At 55.4% G+C, this 14,123-nt stretch carries 16 protein-coding genes; 15 read left to right on the top strand and 1 reads right to left on the bottom strand.

Going from position 1 to position 14,123, the window contains the following annotated elements; all coding sequences use genetic code 11:
• Positions 1 to 7 precede the first annotated feature (7 nt).
• From D1151_RS11825 to D1151_RS11765, 13 genes are all read left to right on the top strand, one after another.
• A complete protein-coding gene (locus D1151_RS11825; protein WP_161909023.1) occupies positions 8 to 874 on the top strand; it encodes a VirB6/TrbL-like conjugal transfer protein, CD1112 family in 867 nt (288 codons plus the stop codon).
• 47 nt (positions 875 to 921) lie between these two features.
• Positions 922 to 1,305, top strand: a complete 384-nt coding sequence (locus D1151_RS11820) for a hypothetical protein (RefSeq protein WP_161909022.1) — start codon at positions 922 to 924, stop codon at positions 1,303 to 1,305.
• Between the two features lie 58 nt (positions 1,306 to 1,363).
• Positions 1,364 to 2,089 carry a site-specific DNA-methyltransferase gene (locus D1151_RS11815; RefSeq protein ID WP_330588335.1) on the top strand — a complete coding sequence of 242 codons (726 nt, stop codon included), beginning with the start codon at positions 1,364 to 1,366 and terminating at the stop codon, positions 2,087 to 2,089.
• Between the two features lie 2 nt (positions 2,090 to 2,091).
• The gene (locus tag D1151_RS11810; protein WP_161909034.1) at positions 2,092 to 2,685 is read left to right on the top strand and encodes an MT-A70 family methyltransferase; all 594 of its coding nucleotides are present in this window, start codon (positions 2,092 to 2,094) and stop codon (positions 2,683 to 2,685) included.
• Positions 2,673 to 3,068 (top strand): PrgI family protein, encoded by a 396-nt coding sequence (locus D1151_RS11805; protein WP_161909020.1) that lies wholly within the window; start codon positions 2,673 to 2,675, stop codon positions 3,066 to 3,068. Before D1151_RS11810 ends, D1151_RS11805 begins: the two co-directional genes overlap by 13 nt.
• A complete protein-coding gene (locus tag D1151_RS11800) occupies positions 3,016 to 5,385 on the top strand; it encodes a VirB4-like conjugal transfer ATPase, CD1110 family (RefSeq protein ID WP_202620425.1) in 2,370 nt (789 codons plus the stop codon). Before D1151_RS11805 ends, D1151_RS11800 begins: the two co-directional genes overlap by 53 nt.
• Positions 5,366 to 7,132 (top strand): C40 family peptidase, encoded by a 1,767-nt coding sequence (locus tag D1151_RS11795; protein WP_161909019.1) that lies wholly within the window; start codon positions 5,366 to 5,368, stop codon positions 7,130 to 7,132. The genes D1151_RS11800 and D1151_RS11795 overlap by 20 nt, the downstream gene beginning before the upstream one ends.
• Positions 7,133 to 7,144: 12 nt before the next feature.
• Positions 7,145 to 7,396, top strand: a complete 252-nt coding sequence (locus D1151_RS11790; RefSeq protein WP_160228103.1) for a DUF4315 family protein — start codon at positions 7,145 to 7,147, stop codon at positions 7,394 to 7,396.
• A gap of 3 nt (positions 7,397 to 7,399) precedes the next feature.
• A complete protein-coding gene (locus D1151_RS11785; protein ID WP_161909018.1) occupies positions 7,400 to 8,146 on the top strand; it encodes a DUF4366 domain-containing protein in 747 nt (248 codons plus the stop codon).
• A gap of 177 nt (positions 8,147 to 8,323) precedes the next feature.
• Positions 8,324 to 8,692, top strand: a complete 369-nt coding sequence (locus tag D1151_RS11780) for a cysteine-rich VLP domain-containing protein (protein ID WP_161909017.1) — start codon at positions 8,324 to 8,326, stop codon at positions 8,690 to 8,692.
• 163 nt (positions 8,693 to 8,855) lie between these two features.
• Complete coding sequence (locus D1151_RS11775) at positions 8,856 to 9,446, top strand: hypothetical protein (protein ID WP_161909016.1); 591 nt, start codon at positions 8,856 to 8,858, stop codon at positions 9,444 to 9,446.
• The gene (mobC, locus tag D1151_RS11770; RefSeq protein WP_161909015.1) at positions 9,443 to 9,787 is read left to right on the top strand and encodes a plasmid mobilization relaxosome protein MobC; all 345 of its coding nucleotides are present in this window, start codon (positions 9,443 to 9,445) and stop codon (positions 9,785 to 9,787) included. Before D1151_RS11775 ends, mobC begins: the two co-directional genes overlap by 4 nt.
• Before the next feature lie 54 nt (positions 9,788 to 9,841).
• On the top strand, positions 9,842 to 11,308 hold the full coding sequence (locus D1151_RS11765; protein ID WP_330588333.1) for a relaxase/mobilization nuclease domain-containing protein: 1,467 nt from the start codon (positions 9,842 to 9,844) through the stop codon (positions 11,306 to 11,308).
• Positions 11,309 to 11,508: 200 nt separating this feature from the next.
• On the opposite strand, the gene D1151_RS11760 is transcribed toward D1151_RS11765, so the two are convergent.
• Positions 11,509 to 11,868, bottom strand: coding sequence for a helix-turn-helix domain-containing protein (locus D1151_RS11760; RefSeq protein WP_161909014.1), 360 nt, complete (start codon positions 11,866 to 11,868; stop codon positions 11,509 to 11,511).
• A gap of 175 nt (positions 11,869 to 12,043) precedes the next feature.
• Here D1151_RS11760 and D1151_RS11755 point away from each other — a divergent pair, with 175 nt between their 5' ends.
• Together D1151_RS11755 and D1151_RS11750 are read left to right on the top strand one after the other, a co-directional pair.
• The gene (locus D1151_RS11755) at positions 12,044 to 12,694 is read left to right on the top strand and encodes a TetR/AcrR family transcriptional regulator (protein WP_161909013.1); all 651 of its coding nucleotides are present in this window, start codon (positions 12,044 to 12,046) and stop codon (positions 12,692 to 12,694) included.
• A gap of 95 nt (positions 12,695 to 12,789) precedes the next feature.
• Positions 12,790 to 14,028, top strand: coding sequence for an MFS transporter (locus D1151_RS11750; protein ID WP_161909012.1), 1,239 nt, complete (start codon positions 12,790 to 12,792; stop codon positions 14,026 to 14,028).
• The last annotated feature ends 95 nt before the right edge of the window (positions 14,029 to 14,123 follow it).

Raw genomic sequence — 14,123 nt, 5'->3', positions numbered from 1 at the left:
AGGGCCTATGGATTTTCTCACCGACTGGCTCACGGACTGGCTGAAGGAGCTGCTGATTGACGGAATTATGGGGAACCTCTCGGGGCTCTTTGATACCGTCAATGCCAAAGTCGGAGAGATTGCGGTACAGGTAGGGACGACCCCGGCGGCATGGAACGCCGGGGTTTTCTCCCTCATCCGCCAGCTTTCCGAAACGGTGATTTTACCGATTGCCGGGCTGGTGCTGACCTTTGTTGCCACCTATGAGCTGATACAGATGCTTTTGGAAAAAAACAATATGCACGAGTTTGATGTGGCGAATATCTACAAGTGGGTATTCAAAACCGCTTGTGCCATCCTCATTCTCTCCAACACTTTTAACATTGTGATGGCTGTGTTCGATGTGTCCCAGAGTACCATCTCCAGGGCGGCGGGGCTGATCCAGGGCTCTACAGACATTACCCCGGATATGCTGGCCGCATTGGAAACCACGCTGGAGGGGATGGACTTGGGCCCGCTTTTGGGCCTGTGGCTCCAGTCCTCGCTGATCGGCGTGACCATGCAGGTCATGGGGATTATCATTTTTGTTTTGGTGTATGGCAGAATGATTGAAATATATTTGCTGACCAGTTTAGCGCCCCTCCCCGTGGCTACTCTTGCCAACAGAGAGCTTGGCGGCACAGGGCAGAACTACTTAAAATCCCTGTTCGCCGTGGGCTTTCAAGGGATGCTCATTTTAGTGTGTGTCGCTATTTATGCAGTGCTCGTCCAGGGGATCGCCACCAGCGGCGACCCCATCGGGGCAATCTGGGGAACCGTTGGCTATACGGTTCTCTTATGCTTTATGCTCTTTAAGACGGGCGGCATCGCCCAGCGCATTTTCGGGGCGCATTAAGCAGGACTTCGGGACACTTTGTCCCAAGGCCGGAAAGGAGGCGGGATATGCCAAGGCGGGCCCCCACCCGGTATAAACCGGGCCCGGATGGGGAAATGCGCCGGACATGGAACGGCAAGCTCCCGGAGGAATTTACCCAGCGGGACACGCTGGCGTTTATGGCTGATACCGATTTGCTTTTGAATGGAAAGGTATCGGCGGAAACCCTGTCTGCAATCCATGCGGCAGGCTATGACTATAAGGGCGGGGCTGTCATCCCCATGCCTGGAAAGGAGGAAACAGGACTGAGTAACGATATAATTGCAAAAGCTGAGGCGGTGCGGCCCGCCCCGATAAGGGAGCAGATGGCCCAGGCCGCAAAGGAGGCGGGAAAGGAAAACGCCGCCCGCTCTGCCCCGGCAAAGAAAAAGGAGGCCCGGGATGACCGCTGAGAAAACCTCGGGACAAAGTGTCCCAAAGCTCCCGGCCTGCCCGGAGGGGCTGTTCCTTATGGACGGCATCGAGGGCCTGCGCTCCCTCCCCCGGTACTCGGTGGATATGCTTTTGACCGACCCGCCCTACGGCACCACCCGGAATTTTTGGGATGTGCCGCTCCCCCTCCCGGAGCTCTGGGAGGCGGTGAGATGGGCGGTCAAGCCGGAGGGGGCTGTGCTTTTTTTCGCACAATGCCCCTATGACAAGGTGCTGGGGGCCTCCAACCTCTCCATGCTCCGCTATGAGTGGGTATGGTACAAGAGCCGGTGTACCGGCTTTCTCAACGCAAGGCGGGCCCCCCTAAAGCGGACGGAGAATATTTTGGTATTCTATCAAAGGCTCCCCTATTACGATCCGCAGTTTGAACAGGGCAAGCCCTATAAGAAAATTTCCCGTGAGGGGAGCAACAGCCCCAACTATGGAAAATTCCTGCGTTCCAGCAGTGGATCGGAGGACGGCCTGCGCTTTCCCGGAAACCTTTTGACCTTTTCTTCCGTACAGCGCACCGTCCACCCCACGCAGAAACCCGTGGAGCTGTGCGAGTATCTCATCAAAACTTATACCCGGCCCGGGGAGATCGTTGCCGACATCTGCGCTGGCTCCGGCACCACCGCCGTGGCCGCCGTCAACACGGGCCGCCGCTTTGTCTGCTTTGAAACCGCCCCGGCTTTCTATGCCCCGGCCACGGAGCGCATCCGGCTGGCGGGGGAGGCGGTAAAGGCCGGGCAGAAAGGAGTGTAACTATCGGAGACTATTCTATCATTTACGCCGATCCCCCCTGGCGGTACGCCCAAAAGGGCCTGCAAGGTGCGGCGGAGCGGCACTACCCCACAATGACGATTGACGAGCTGTGCGCGCTCCCGGTGGCAGATCTGGCCGCCCGGGACAGCGCACTTTTTTTGTGGGCGACTTTCCCCCAGCTCCCCGAGGCTCTGCGGCTCATTAAGGAGTGGGGCTTTACCTATAAAAGCGTGGCCTTTGTCTGGCTGAAAAAGAATAAAAAGGCGGATAGCTGGTTTTATGGGCTGGGCTTTTGGACAAGGGGGAACGCAGAAATCTGCCTGCTGGCTACCAGGGGCCATCCCAAACGGCAGGCGGCGAATATCCATCAGTTTATCATTTCCCCCATAGAGGCCCACAGCAAAAAGCCGGACGAGGCTCGGGAAAAGATTGTTGCCCTCATGGGCGACCTGCCCCGTGTGGAGCTGTTCGCAAGGCAGACACCGCCCGGCTGGGATGTGTGGGGAAATGAAGTCGCAAGCACGCTCCCGGACTTTGGGACAAAGTGTCCCGAAGTGGCCGGGGCTGGAAAGGAGGATCATTCGTGTCCTATGTGAATGTACCCAACGATTTATCGAAGATCAAAACAAAAATTGCCTTTAACCTCACCAAACGCCAGCTTGTCTGTTTCGGCTCTGCGGCGGCGGTGGGCATCCCGTCCTATCTTCTGGCCCGTGGCTCCATCGGCAACACCGGGGCCATGTTTGCCATGCTGGTGATCATGCTCCCGGCGTTCCTGCTGGCTATGTACGAAAAAGACGGGCTCCCCTTTGAAAAGGTGGTGAAGAACATCATCCGGGCCCGGTTTACCCGCCCCGGGATAAGGCCCTACCAGACAGAAAACATTTACGCCCCCTTTACCGGGCGGGGCGCTGTGAGAAAGGAGGATGCGATTGCAGACAACAAAACAAAAAAGCGGGCGAAAAGCCGCAAAGGGTAAGGGCCGGGCGGCCATCTCCGCCCAGCAGTCTATCCCTTATATTTCTATGCACCCGGACGGTGTGTGCAAGCTCCCCGGCGGGCTCTATACGAAAACCGTGGAATATGAGGACATCAATTATTCCGTGGCAAGCACCGAGGATCAGACGGCGATCTTTAGCGGCTGGAGCTCATTCCTCAACTATTTTGACAGCTCTCTGCCGTTCCAGCTTTCCTTTATCAACCGCCGCTCCCACTCCCGGGGCCGCTACAAGGTGAACATCCCCCAGGCGGACGATGATTTTAACAGCGTCCGGGAGGAATTTACCGGGATGTTAAAAAACCAGATCGCCCGTTCCAACAACGGCATTGAACGCTCCAAATATATCACCTTTGGCATACCTGCCGAGGGGATCGCTGAGGCCCGGCCCCGTCTGGAGCGTGTGGAGGCCGATGTGATGGGGAACTTTAAGCGGCTGGGCGTTCCCTCGGAGCCGATGGACGGGCGGGCAAGGCTGGCTTTGCTCCACAGCCAGATGCACCCGGGGAGCCGGGAGCCGTTCCGCTTTTCGTGGAAGGACATCCCGCAGACGGGACTGGGCACGAAGGATTTTATTGCCCCGGACAGCTTTGACTTTCGGCAGTCCCGCTTATTCCGGGTGGGCCAGTATTGGGGGGCCGTGTCCTACTTGCAGATTTTAGCGTCCGAGCTTTCGGATAAACTGCTGGCGGAGATTTTGGAGCTGGATGCGGAGATGACCGTGACCCTCCATATCCAGACGGTAGATCAGCTCAAGGCCATTAAAACCATTAAGGGAAAACTCTCCGACATTGGAAAAATGAAGGTGGAGGAACAGCGGAAAGCTGTCCGGGCCGGATATGACCCCGACATTCTGCCGCCCGACCTCATTACCTTTTCCAAGGACGCCGCCGATCTCCTTGCCGACCTCCAGTCCCGCAACGAGAGGATGTTCCTCTTGACCTTTACGGTGGTGAACCTTGCCCCCACCCGCCAGCGGCTGGAAAACGATGTGTTTACCGTGGGCGGCATCGCCCAGAAATACAACTGCGCCTTAAAGCGGCTGGACTGGCAGCAGGAACAGGGCTTTGTGTCCTCGCTGGCCCTCGGCGTGAACGAGGTGGAAATTAAGCGGGGCATGACCACCAGCTCCACGGCGATCTTTATCCCCTTTATGACAAGGGAACTGCGGATGGACGGGCAGGCCCTCTACTACGGCATGAACGCCCTTTCCCACAATGTCATCATGGCTGACCGGAAAAAATTGAAGTCGGCCAACGGGATGTATCTGGGCTCCACCGGCTCGGGGAAATCCTTTGCGGCAAAAAGGGAGCTCTTAAATGTTTTTCTTACCATTCCCCAGGATCGGATTATCATTGTTGACCCGATGGGCGAGTATGCCCCGCTGGTGAAACGGCTGGGCGGGCAGGTGATCGAAATTGCCCCGGACAGCCCCCACCACTTAAACCCGATGGATGTGGAGCTCAACATGGCCGCCGGGGAAAGCCCTCTTTCCATGAAAGCAGACTTTCTTCTTTCCCTGTGCGAGTTGGTGGTGGGCGGCAAGGAGGGCTTACAGCCCATTGAAAAAACGGTGGTTGACCGCTGTGTGCGGCTGGTGTACCGGGAGCAGGCGCTGGGGCTTGGGAATACGAAAACCCCGCTTTTGCAGGATTTGTATGAGGAGCTCCTAAAACAGCCGGAGCCCGAGGCCCGGCGTGTGGCAACGGCGTTAGAGCTCTACTGCACAGGCTCCTTAAACCTTTTTAACCACCCCACGAATGTAAAGACGGACAGCCGGGTGGTGTGCGTTGTGCTGAAAAACATGGGAGAAAATCTCCGCAAAATCGCCATGCACATCACAAACGAGTTTGTCTCCCAGGCGGTAGATACTAACTTCCGGGAGGGCGTGGCAACCTGGTGCTACTTTGACGAGTTCCATGTCCTGCTCCGTGACCCGCTGACCGCCAGCTACTTTGTGGCGGTGTGGAAGATGCTCCGCAAAAAGGGCTGTGTCCCGAGTGCTTTAACCCAGAATGTGAAAGACCTTTTGGCCAGCCGGGAGATCGAGAACATTCTGGACAACACGGATTTTATGATCCTGCTGTCCCAGGCCCAGAGCGACCGGGCAATTCTGGCCAGACAGCTCGGCATTTCCGAGCACCAGCTTTCCTACATCACCCACTCTAATTCCGGCGAGGGCCTGCTGTTTTATGGGAATGTGACCATCCCGTTTGTTGACCGTTTCCCCAAGGGGGAGATTTATAACCTGCTGACCACCCGCCCGGAGGATATGAGAAATGAAACGAAAACCGAATAAACCACGCCCGGAGCCCTGGGCGCAGACAGGCCCCACTGACCCCGGGGGCGGGGCCGCCGATTCGGGCGGCTCTGCTTTTGGGGCTGGCTCTGAAAAGCAGTCCGGGGCAACGGCTGAGGGAACTTCGGGACAAAGTGTCCCAAAGTCTCCCAAGTCCAAATTCAGACAGAAAAGCCAGCAGGAACAGGCCGCCGCCAGCAAGCTCCGCATGGAAAAACAAGGGGAAAAGCTGGGGGCCGCCAGGGAAAAGCTGGCAAAACAGAAACCGCCCAAAAAGCCCGGCCCGGTGAAACGGGCGGGCCGTGTGGCCGGGGGCTCCGTCCACGGCTTTGTGCATGGCAAGATTTTTGAGGTGGAGCAGGAAAATGTAGGCACCGAGGGGGCCCACCGCTCCGAGCTTGTGGGCGAGTCCGGCCTGCGGTATGGCTCCCGGTTTGTAAAGCGCAAAATCCGGGAGCACCCGGCAAAAGCGGTGAGCCGGGCCGAGGCGAAGTTTATCAAGGCCAAGGCGGACTATCATTTCCACACCGCCGCTCAGGAGCACCCGGAGCTTGCGAAAAGCGCCCTCAAACGCTACTGGCAGAAACAGCGGCTGAGAAAGCAATACCAAAAGCGGGCAAGAGAGGCCGCCAGGCATGGTACAAAGGCCGCCGGGAAAACTGCCGCCGCCACGGAAAAGCTGGCGGCAAAGGCGGCGGGCTTTGTGAAACGCCATCCCGTTGGCTCCCTGATCGCTCTTGTCTGCGTTCTGCTTATTTTTATGATGCAGTCCTGCTCGTCCTCGCTGGTAATGCTGGGGAACGCCGGGGCCGGGGCTGTCGGGGCCAGCACCTACCCTTGCGAGGATGGGGATATGCTGGGGGCTGAGGCCTCCTACTGCGGTTTGGAGGCGGAGCTGGGGCGCTATCTTGATACCTACGAGGCCACCCACGATTATGACGAGTACCACTTCGACCTGGACGGGATCGAGCATGATCCCTATGTACTGCTTTCTATTTTGTGTTCGCTCCATGAGGGCCAGTGGACGCTCCCCCAGGTGGAGGGCACTCTGCAAACGCTCTTTGACCGCCAGTACATTCTCACCGAGGAAGTGGTGGTGGAGGTGCGCTACCGGACGGAAACCCGCACCGACAGAGAAGGCAACGATTACGATGTGGAGGTTCCCTACAATTATTACATCTGCTATGTCACGCTGGAAAATGCGGATTTATCCCATCTGCCCGTTTCCCTTATGGGCGAGGATCAGCTATCCCGGTACGCCATCTATATGTCTACCCTTGGCAACCGCCCCGACCTGTTCCCCGACTCGCCCTATGTAAACAGATACATCACGGGCCAGCCTGGTGGCGGCTATGAGGTGCCCCCGGAATATCTGGACGATGAAACCTTTGCCGCCATACTGACCGAGGCCGAGAAATACATCGGCTACCCTTATGTGTGGGGCGGCTCCAGCCCGGCCACTTCCTTTGACTGCTCCGGCTTTGTGTCCTGGGTTATCAACCATTCGGGCTGGAATGTGGGCCGTCTGGGGGCACAGGGGCTTTACAACATCTGTACCCCGGTGGGCTCCCCCAGGCCCGGCGACCTTGTATTTTTTAAGGGCACCTACAATACCCCGGGCGTGAGCCATGTGGGGATTTATGTGGGGGATGGGCGGATGCTCCACTGTGGAGATCCCATCGGCTACGCAAATTTGAATACAAGCTACTGGCAGTCTCATTTCTACGCCTACGGGCGTTTACCATGATTGGAGGTATTTATGGCAACAGCGAAAAGCATGAAAATCCAGGCCGAGATTGATAAGGTCAAGGCCAAAATCAGTGAACAGCAGGCCCGGCTCAAGGAGCTGGAACAAAAGAAACTGGAAGCGGAAAACAGCGAGATCGTGGACATCGTGCGGGGCATGAGCATCCCCCTTGACCAGCTCCCGCTCCTGTTTGAAAAGCTGAAAGGCGGCGCTTTGGGACAAAGTGTCCCGAAGTCGGAGCCCGAGAAAAAGGAGGAAAACTAATCTATGAAACGAGTTCAAGTTTTGACAGCGGCGTTTTGCGCCGCTGTTCTTTTATGCGGATTGAGCACAACGGCCTATGCCGGGGGCGGCGAGGAATGGGAGGGGCTTGACCCGGAGGAGCCCGCCGTCACGGAGGAGCCTGCCGAGCCCACGGTCACGCCGGGCGAGGGGTTTTCCGAGGAGGGAAACCTTGTGACCCGTGATCTCCTTTATGACGAGCACACCAATAAGCAGTTTATTACCGTCCAGGCCAGGGGCGGGACTACCTTTTATCTCGTCATCGACTATGACAAGCCCGTGGACGAGGAAGGCGAGCAGTATGAAACCTACTTTTTGAACATGGTGGACGAGGCCGACCTGCTGGCCGCTGCCGAGGCAGCGGGGGCGGAGGCGGCGGTCTGCTCCTGCGCTGAGAAATGTGCGGCGGGGGCTGTCAATACCGACTGCCCGGTTTGTTCTGTGAATATGGGGAAATGCGTGGGGGCGGAGCCGGAGCCCGTCGCTGACCCGGTGGAGGAGCCAGAGCCCGAGCCGGAGAAAAAGGGCAACGCCGGGACGCTCCTTATCATTCTGGCCCTTGCGGTAATCGGAGGCGGGGCCGGCTGGTACTTTAAGATTTACCGCCCCAAACAGGAAAAGGCCGCCGGGCCCGGGGAGGACTACGGGGACGAGCTGGAGGACTATGAGGTTGGGGACGATATGCCGCCCTGGGACGAGGACGAACCCGAGGAAATGGAGGACGAGGAATGAATTTTACAAACAGCCCCTTAGAACGAATGATGAAGGAACGCCCCCGGCCGCAGGCTCCTGCCGTGAGCAGGCCGCCCAAAGGCTCCGCCTGCTGTGGCTGTGCCTACTGGCGGGGCATCCGGTGTGTGTCCTGCTATAAGGAGCTTTTGAAGTCTCCGGCTGGCGGGAGGTAAGGCAGTGGGTCGTGAGCTGACCCGGCAGGAAAAGGCGGCCATCCGCTCCCTTGTGGTGAAATGGTGCGCCAACTATGACCGGGAATATGGATGCCTGCCGCTGGAGTGTGAGTGCTATATGTTCGGAAAATGCTGGACGGGGAGCTTTTGCCGCTATTTCCGGGAGGCCGTCCTGCCCCTTGACCCGGCGTTGGAGGCGGCCCTTTTGACCGAGGGCCCCAGGCCGGATTTCAAGCTCTGCCCGGTATGCGGCGGAGCCGTGGCCCCGGACAGGCGGCAGGCGTACTGCTCGGAGGCGTGCGCCTTAAAAGCCCACCGCCGCCAACAGCGGGAATATATGCGGAAAAAACGGGGCCGGACTGTTGACAATTAGGCCCCCGAAAACCCGCTTGTAACAAGGCTTTTACAGGCCGTTTTGGGGGCGGGCAATAGGATTCTATGTCCCGCCCCCAAAGGGCCGAAATGCTGTCAACATTTATCCGCCGGGACTTTGGGACAAAGTGTCCCGAAGTCCCGGCTTTCTGGAAGGAGTTACTATGGACAAAAATCAAGGCTATTCCATTTTGAAGGCTGTAATGCTGGAAAACGGCAGGGGCTTTGCGCTGGGGCATCATCCCACGGCCCCATCCCCCTATGTCACATGGGCCTGTTACGATGATAAGGACGGCCAGCGGCAGTATGAATGGGGGCATTACGGTAACAACCTGGCCGCTATGGAAAAGGACTTTTCGGCCCGGGTGCAGGACTACCAGCGGCTTTACCATGTGGAGATCGTGCAGACCGAGGCCCCCGGCCTTTACAAGTATTATTCCACCCAGCGGCCTGTGGACATCGGGACATTCCCCAAGCCGTCCCACAATGCCCCGGATGAGATCGTCAACTACGATCAGCGCATCCCTGTGGAGGGCGGCGCATTTCCGGCCTGGGGGCATCTGACCTACACCCGGCCTTTGACGGAAAAACAGGCGGCGGATTATGAACTGCGCCCAGCCCCCGGCAATCCCGACAGACCCCGCCCGATTGCCCAGCAGATGCGGGAGGCTGGAACGCTGGCAAAGGAAAAAGCTCTGGATAAGGTGCTGGAGTCGCCCAGCCCCCGCCGTGGACGGGATCGGGAGGAACGATGAAAAAGCGCCGCCGCCCTGTCCATCTCCATGTGATGGTATCCGAGGAGGAGCAGGCTCTCATTCAAGAACGCATGGACGAGGCGGGCATCCGCAATATGGGGGCCTATATGCGGAAAATGGCCCTCAACGGGTATGTGCTCCATGTTGACCTCTCGCCCGTCCGGGAACTGGTATCGCTCCAGCGGCGGTGCTCAAACAATCTCAATCAAGTGGCAATCCAGGCCAACACCTACGGCGGGATTTATCCCGAGGAAATCGCCGCTTTGAAAAAGGACTATGAGGCCCTGTGGGGGCCGCTGTCCGATCTGCTAAAAAAGCTCGCCGCCGTGGTGGAGCTCTAATCTCTCCGGGGAGTGGTATATGCCGCTCCCCGGTTTTCTCGACTTCGGGACAAAGTGTCCCGAGGTGGCGAAAATCGTTTATGGAGAGGAGGGATATTTACGGCAACCACCAGACTCATTACCCACCATATCAGCAAGGGGGAAACCATTGGGCAGTCTCTGAAAGACCGTTTGGACTATGGGAAGAACCCGGAGAAAACCCAGGGCGGGGAGCTCATTTCCGCCTATGAGTGCGATCACCAGACCGCCGATGCCGAGTTCCTGCTCTCCAAGGCAAAGTATAAGGCTGTCACGGGCCGGGAACAAAAGCGGGAGGCTGATGTGCTCTGCTATCAGATCCGTCAGTCCTTTGCCCCTGGGGAGATTACCCCGGAGGAGGCCAACCGGGTAGGCTATGAAACAGCCATGCGCTGGACAAAGGGCAGACACGCCTTTTTCGTTGCCACTCATACGGATAAAAAACATATCCACAACCACATTTATTACAATCCGATCTCGCTGGACTATACTCGGAAATTCCGGGACTTCTGGAGGTCGGCGGGGGCTCTGCGGCGGCTCTCTGATCGGGTATGTCTGGAAAATGACCTGTCCGTGATCCAGCATCCAAAGCTCCATAGCAAGGGCCGTTTCTTGCATTACGGCCAGTGGATCGGGGAGCGGCCCCCGTCCGCACAGCAGAGGGTACGGCAGGCCATCGTTGCGGCTCTGGAGCAAAAGCCCGCCGACTTTGCGGCGTTCCTCCGGCTTATGGAAGAGTCCGGCTTTGCGGTAAAGCATGGGCGGGGCGGCGTGATTTCCTTTCTTGCTCCCGGCCAGGATAAGCCCACCCGCCTGCGTTCCTCCACCCTCGGGGACGGTTTTGATCCCGGAGACATCCGGGCGGTGATCGCCGGGGAGCGGCCCATCCCGGTACTGGCAGACGAGGCCCCGGCTCCGGCCCGGCGTGTCAATCTGATCATAGATATTCAACGGCGCATGGCCCAGGGCAAGGGCCCGGCCTATGAACGGTGGGCCAAGGTTTACAACCTCAAACAGATGGCCGCCGCCCTCCAGTATCTGCGGGAGCATGACCTTATGGACTATGAAACGATGGCGGCCAGCACCGAGGCGGCGGTGGAGCGTTTTCATGCTCTCTCCGGGGAACTGCGGGAAACGGAGGCGGCCCTCGAAAAGACAGCCGGGCTCATGGCGGCTACAGTGGAGTATGCCAAGACCCGGCCCGTGTTCGATGGCTACAAGGCGGCCCGGTACAGTAAAAAATATCTGGCCCAGCACGAGGCGGAGCTTTCCGACTACCGGACGGCAAAGGCGGCGCTCAACGAGCTTTTGGCCGGGGAGAAACTCCCGAAAATGGCGGATATGAAAAAGGCCCGCCAGGAGCTGGCGGGGAAGAAAAAAGCCCTCTATGCCGAGTACCGCAAGGCCCAGGCGGATATGCGGCAGGCCGTGGCGGTCAAGGCGAATATTGATCACCTGCTCGGCGTAACGGACGGGCGGGAAAATAAGGCCCAGGAGCGATAGCGACAGGCCGCAGACAACAGGCGCATAGCGCCGGGACTTTGGGACACTTTGTCCCGAAGTCCAGCGGGTTTGGGGAGCTCCCCAACAAGCATTTTTGCGGGGCCAGCGGCCCGGCAAAAATAGCAGGTGTGGCCACACCTGCCCTGCTTGCCGTTTCGTGCGATCCCGCTACATGGCGCAAAAACGGAGGTCACGCTTTCTTACGCATCCTCCGTTTCCTTGGCGGCTTTCATCGCTTGGATGGTGGCCTCTACAATTTTCAATTCTCTTTCGTCCAGAGAGCCCAGCATGGCGTCAATGCGTTTTCTGCATTCGCTCCCGCCGTTCTTGGATGGGTAAAAATACTGATCTACTGATATGTCAAACATTGTGACCAGTTGATAAAAAGTATTAAGGCTTGGGTGCTGGCCGTCATTTTCGTTATACATGATCGTGCGTGGAGAGCGGTCAACAATATAGGCCAGTTGCTCCTGTGTCATCCCGCTGGCCTCCCGAGCCCGCTTGATGGCCCGTCCTATATCGTGAAAATCAAATCGCCGTTTGTCTTGCTCTAACTTCATAATATCACCTAATGTAATTTTACATTTCATGTGATATTATTTGAACGATTTATATTTTCATACTACCGACTGTTTAATTTCATGTCTGCATAGAGGATAATGCACATGAGGGTTGACAAAAGGAAATTTCTCTGCTATATTTTATACAGACCGTTGGTTTGTATGGAGGTGCGGGATGGCAAGAAACAAATATCCGGAGGAAACCGTAAAGCTGATTTTGGATGTTGCCACCCATCTGTTTGTCGAAAAAGGGTATGACGCAACATCCTTGCAGGACATCATCAACGAAACAAATCTTTCAAAAGGTGCAATCTATCATCATTTTTCGTCCAAAGAGGAAATTTTTGAAGCGATCTTTCATCGTATAGGTGAAGAAAACACAACCGCTTTGGCAAAAGTGCGGGATAATAATTCCTTGAATGGGCTGGAAAAACTGCGGGCAATTTTTAAGGCCGCTTTGTTTAATTCTAATCAGAGCTTAATGTTGACAGTTACACCATGCTTATTGGATAATCCACGCTTTTTAGCGATGCAAATTGCTCAGCTCTACCAAATTGTTGCTCCAAAGTTTATTCAACCGATCTTACAGCAGGGGATTGACGATGGCTCCATTCAAGCGACAACTCCCCGTGAACTGGCAGAGGCAATCATGGTTTTGTCTAATGTATGGCTCAATCCGCTGGTTAGCATGACTGACGAAACGGGGGTGCGTAATCGGTGCAAAACATTCAATGACCTGTTACAAGGCGTTGGTATTAACCAGCTTTTGGACGATGAAATGATAGAGGGCTATGTTAGCTACTGCAAGTCTCAGCACCCGGCCTAACTTCCTAAAATAAGCTGCTCCCTAAAAGAGCAGTTTATTTTGGACATTTATCAAACCGACGGTCGGTTTAATAAATCAATCAATGGAGGTACTTTATGCAAACAAAACTTTTTAGGCGTGATTTTACTCTTGTTGTGATCGGCCAGATTATTTCCCTGTTCGGCAACGCCATCTTGCGATTTGCCTTGCCACTGTATTTGTTGCGGGAAACAGGTTCTTCAACTCTGTTTGGCGCTGTGACAGCCTGTTCCTTTGCTCCGATGGTTGTTCTCTCTATGGTTGGTGGTGTATTAGCTGACCGAGTGAACAAACGCAATATCATGGTAGGACTTGATTTTTCAACAGCGGCAATTATCATTCTGTTCTACTTTTCTCTTGGCAAACTGCCAACAGTCCCATTGTTTATTATCGTACTGATGTTACTGTATGGCATTTCTGGTACTTACCAGCCGTCAGTGCAAGCGAGCGTCCCCTTATTGGTATCGAGAGAAAAGTTAATGGCGGGAAATGCCGTTATTAACCAGGTCAATACGCTTTCCGGCCTGCTGGGGCCGGTGATCGGCGGTGTGATGTTTACCCTTTGGGGGATTTACCCGATTCTGCTTTTGAGTGCGGCGTGTTTTACACTCTCCGCCGTTATGGAGATTTTCATTCGTATCCCACATGAAAAGCGGTTTCGTGAAGTTGGCGTATTTCATGTAATAGGAATGGACTTAAAAGAAAGCTATCAGTTTGTAAAAACAGAAAAGCCTATTTTCTTCTCGGTGGTCTTTCTGGTATCTATCTTCAACTTGGTTTTGAGTGCGGTAATGATTGTGGGAATACCTATTCTAATAACGCAGGTATTGGGAATGTCTGATACCATGTATGGCTTTACACAAGGCTCTCTGGCTTTAGGCGGTTTGTGTGGTGGAATTTTAACGGCCATTGTATCTGAAAAACTGAAACTTCAAAATTCGTATGTGCTACTTTTGGCTTGTTCTGTGGCTGTGGCAGTTATGGGAATTTCTCTTTTCTTGAATATGCCCACTATTGTATCGTATTGGGCAATAACTTTAATGAGCTTTGCGGCGATGGGGGCGTCTACGCTCTTTATGGTACAGATTTATACGATGGTGCAGACACAAACTCCACCACAATTAGTAGGAAAGATTATGGCGGCGCTGATCTCTATTGCGATGTGCGGCCAACCGATAGGTCAAGCGATTTATGGAGTTTTGTTTGATATTTTTGCTATGCACACATGGATAGTTTTAATAGGTGCCGCAGTTGCAGCGTTTTTGATTTCCTTGTACTCCAAAAAGATATTTAGCCAGTTAGAAAGCAATAAGTAGTCTCCATTATTGATGGAAACAACTTTGCATAAAGACAAGACTGCACTTCATACAAAGGCCGCTGTTTGACAGCAACGGTTTCACGGCGGTTTGAA

The organism is Emergencia sp. 1XD21-10 (assembly GCF_009936045.1).
Lineage (GTDB): Bacteria > Bacillota > Clostridia > Peptostreptococcales > Anaerovoracaceae > Senimuribacter > Senimuribacter intestinalis.
Note: the sequence above shows the minus strand (reverse complement) of the source record. Positions and strands in the feature narration are given on the sequence as shown.

Coding starts and splice junctions, on each gene's coding strand:
- D1151_RS11825 (WP_161909023.1), top strand. CDS start 8: ATGGATTTTCTCACCGACTGGCTCACGGACTGGCTGAAGGAGCTGCTG.
- D1151_RS11820 (WP_161909022.1), top strand. CDS start 922: ATGCCAAGGCGGGCCCCCACCCGGTATAAACCGGGCCCGGATGGGGAA.
- D1151_RS11815 (WP_330588335.1), top strand. CDS start 1,364: ATGGACGGCATCGAGGGCCTGCGCTCCCTCCCCCGGTACTCGGTGGAT.
- D1151_RS11800 (WP_202620425.1), top strand. CDS start 3,016: ATGCGATTGCAGACAACAAAACAAAAAAGCGGGCGAAAAGCCGCAAAG.
- D1151_RS11795 (WP_161909019.1), top strand. CDS start 5,366: ATGAAACGAAAACCGAATAAACCACGCCCGGAGCCCTGGGCGCAGACA.
- D1151_RS11790 (WP_160228103.1), top strand. CDS start 7,145: ATGGCAACAGCGAAAAGCATGAAAATCCAGGCCGAGATTGATAAGGTC.
- D1151_RS11785 (WP_161909018.1), top strand. CDS start 7,400: ATGAAACGAGTTCAAGTTTTGACAGCGGCGTTTTGCGCCGCTGTTCTT.
- D1151_RS11775 (WP_161909016.1), top strand. CDS start 8,856: ATGGACAAAAATCAAGGCTATTCCATTTTGAAGGCTGTAATGCTGGAA.
- mobC (WP_161909015.1), top strand. CDS start 9,443: ATGAAAAAGCGCCGCCGCCCTGTCCATCTCCATGTGATGGTATCCGAG.
- D1151_RS11760 (WP_161909014.1), bottom strand. CDS start 11,868: ATGAAGTTAGAGCAAGACAAACGGCGATTTGATTTTCACGATATAGGA.
- D1151_RS11755 (WP_161909013.1), top strand. CDS start 12,044: ATGGCAAGAAACAAATATCCGGAGGAAACCGTAAAGCTGATTTTGGAT.
- D1151_RS11750 (WP_161909012.1), top strand. CDS start 12,790: ATGCAAACAAAACTTTTTAGGCGTGATTTTACTCTTGTTGTGATCGGC.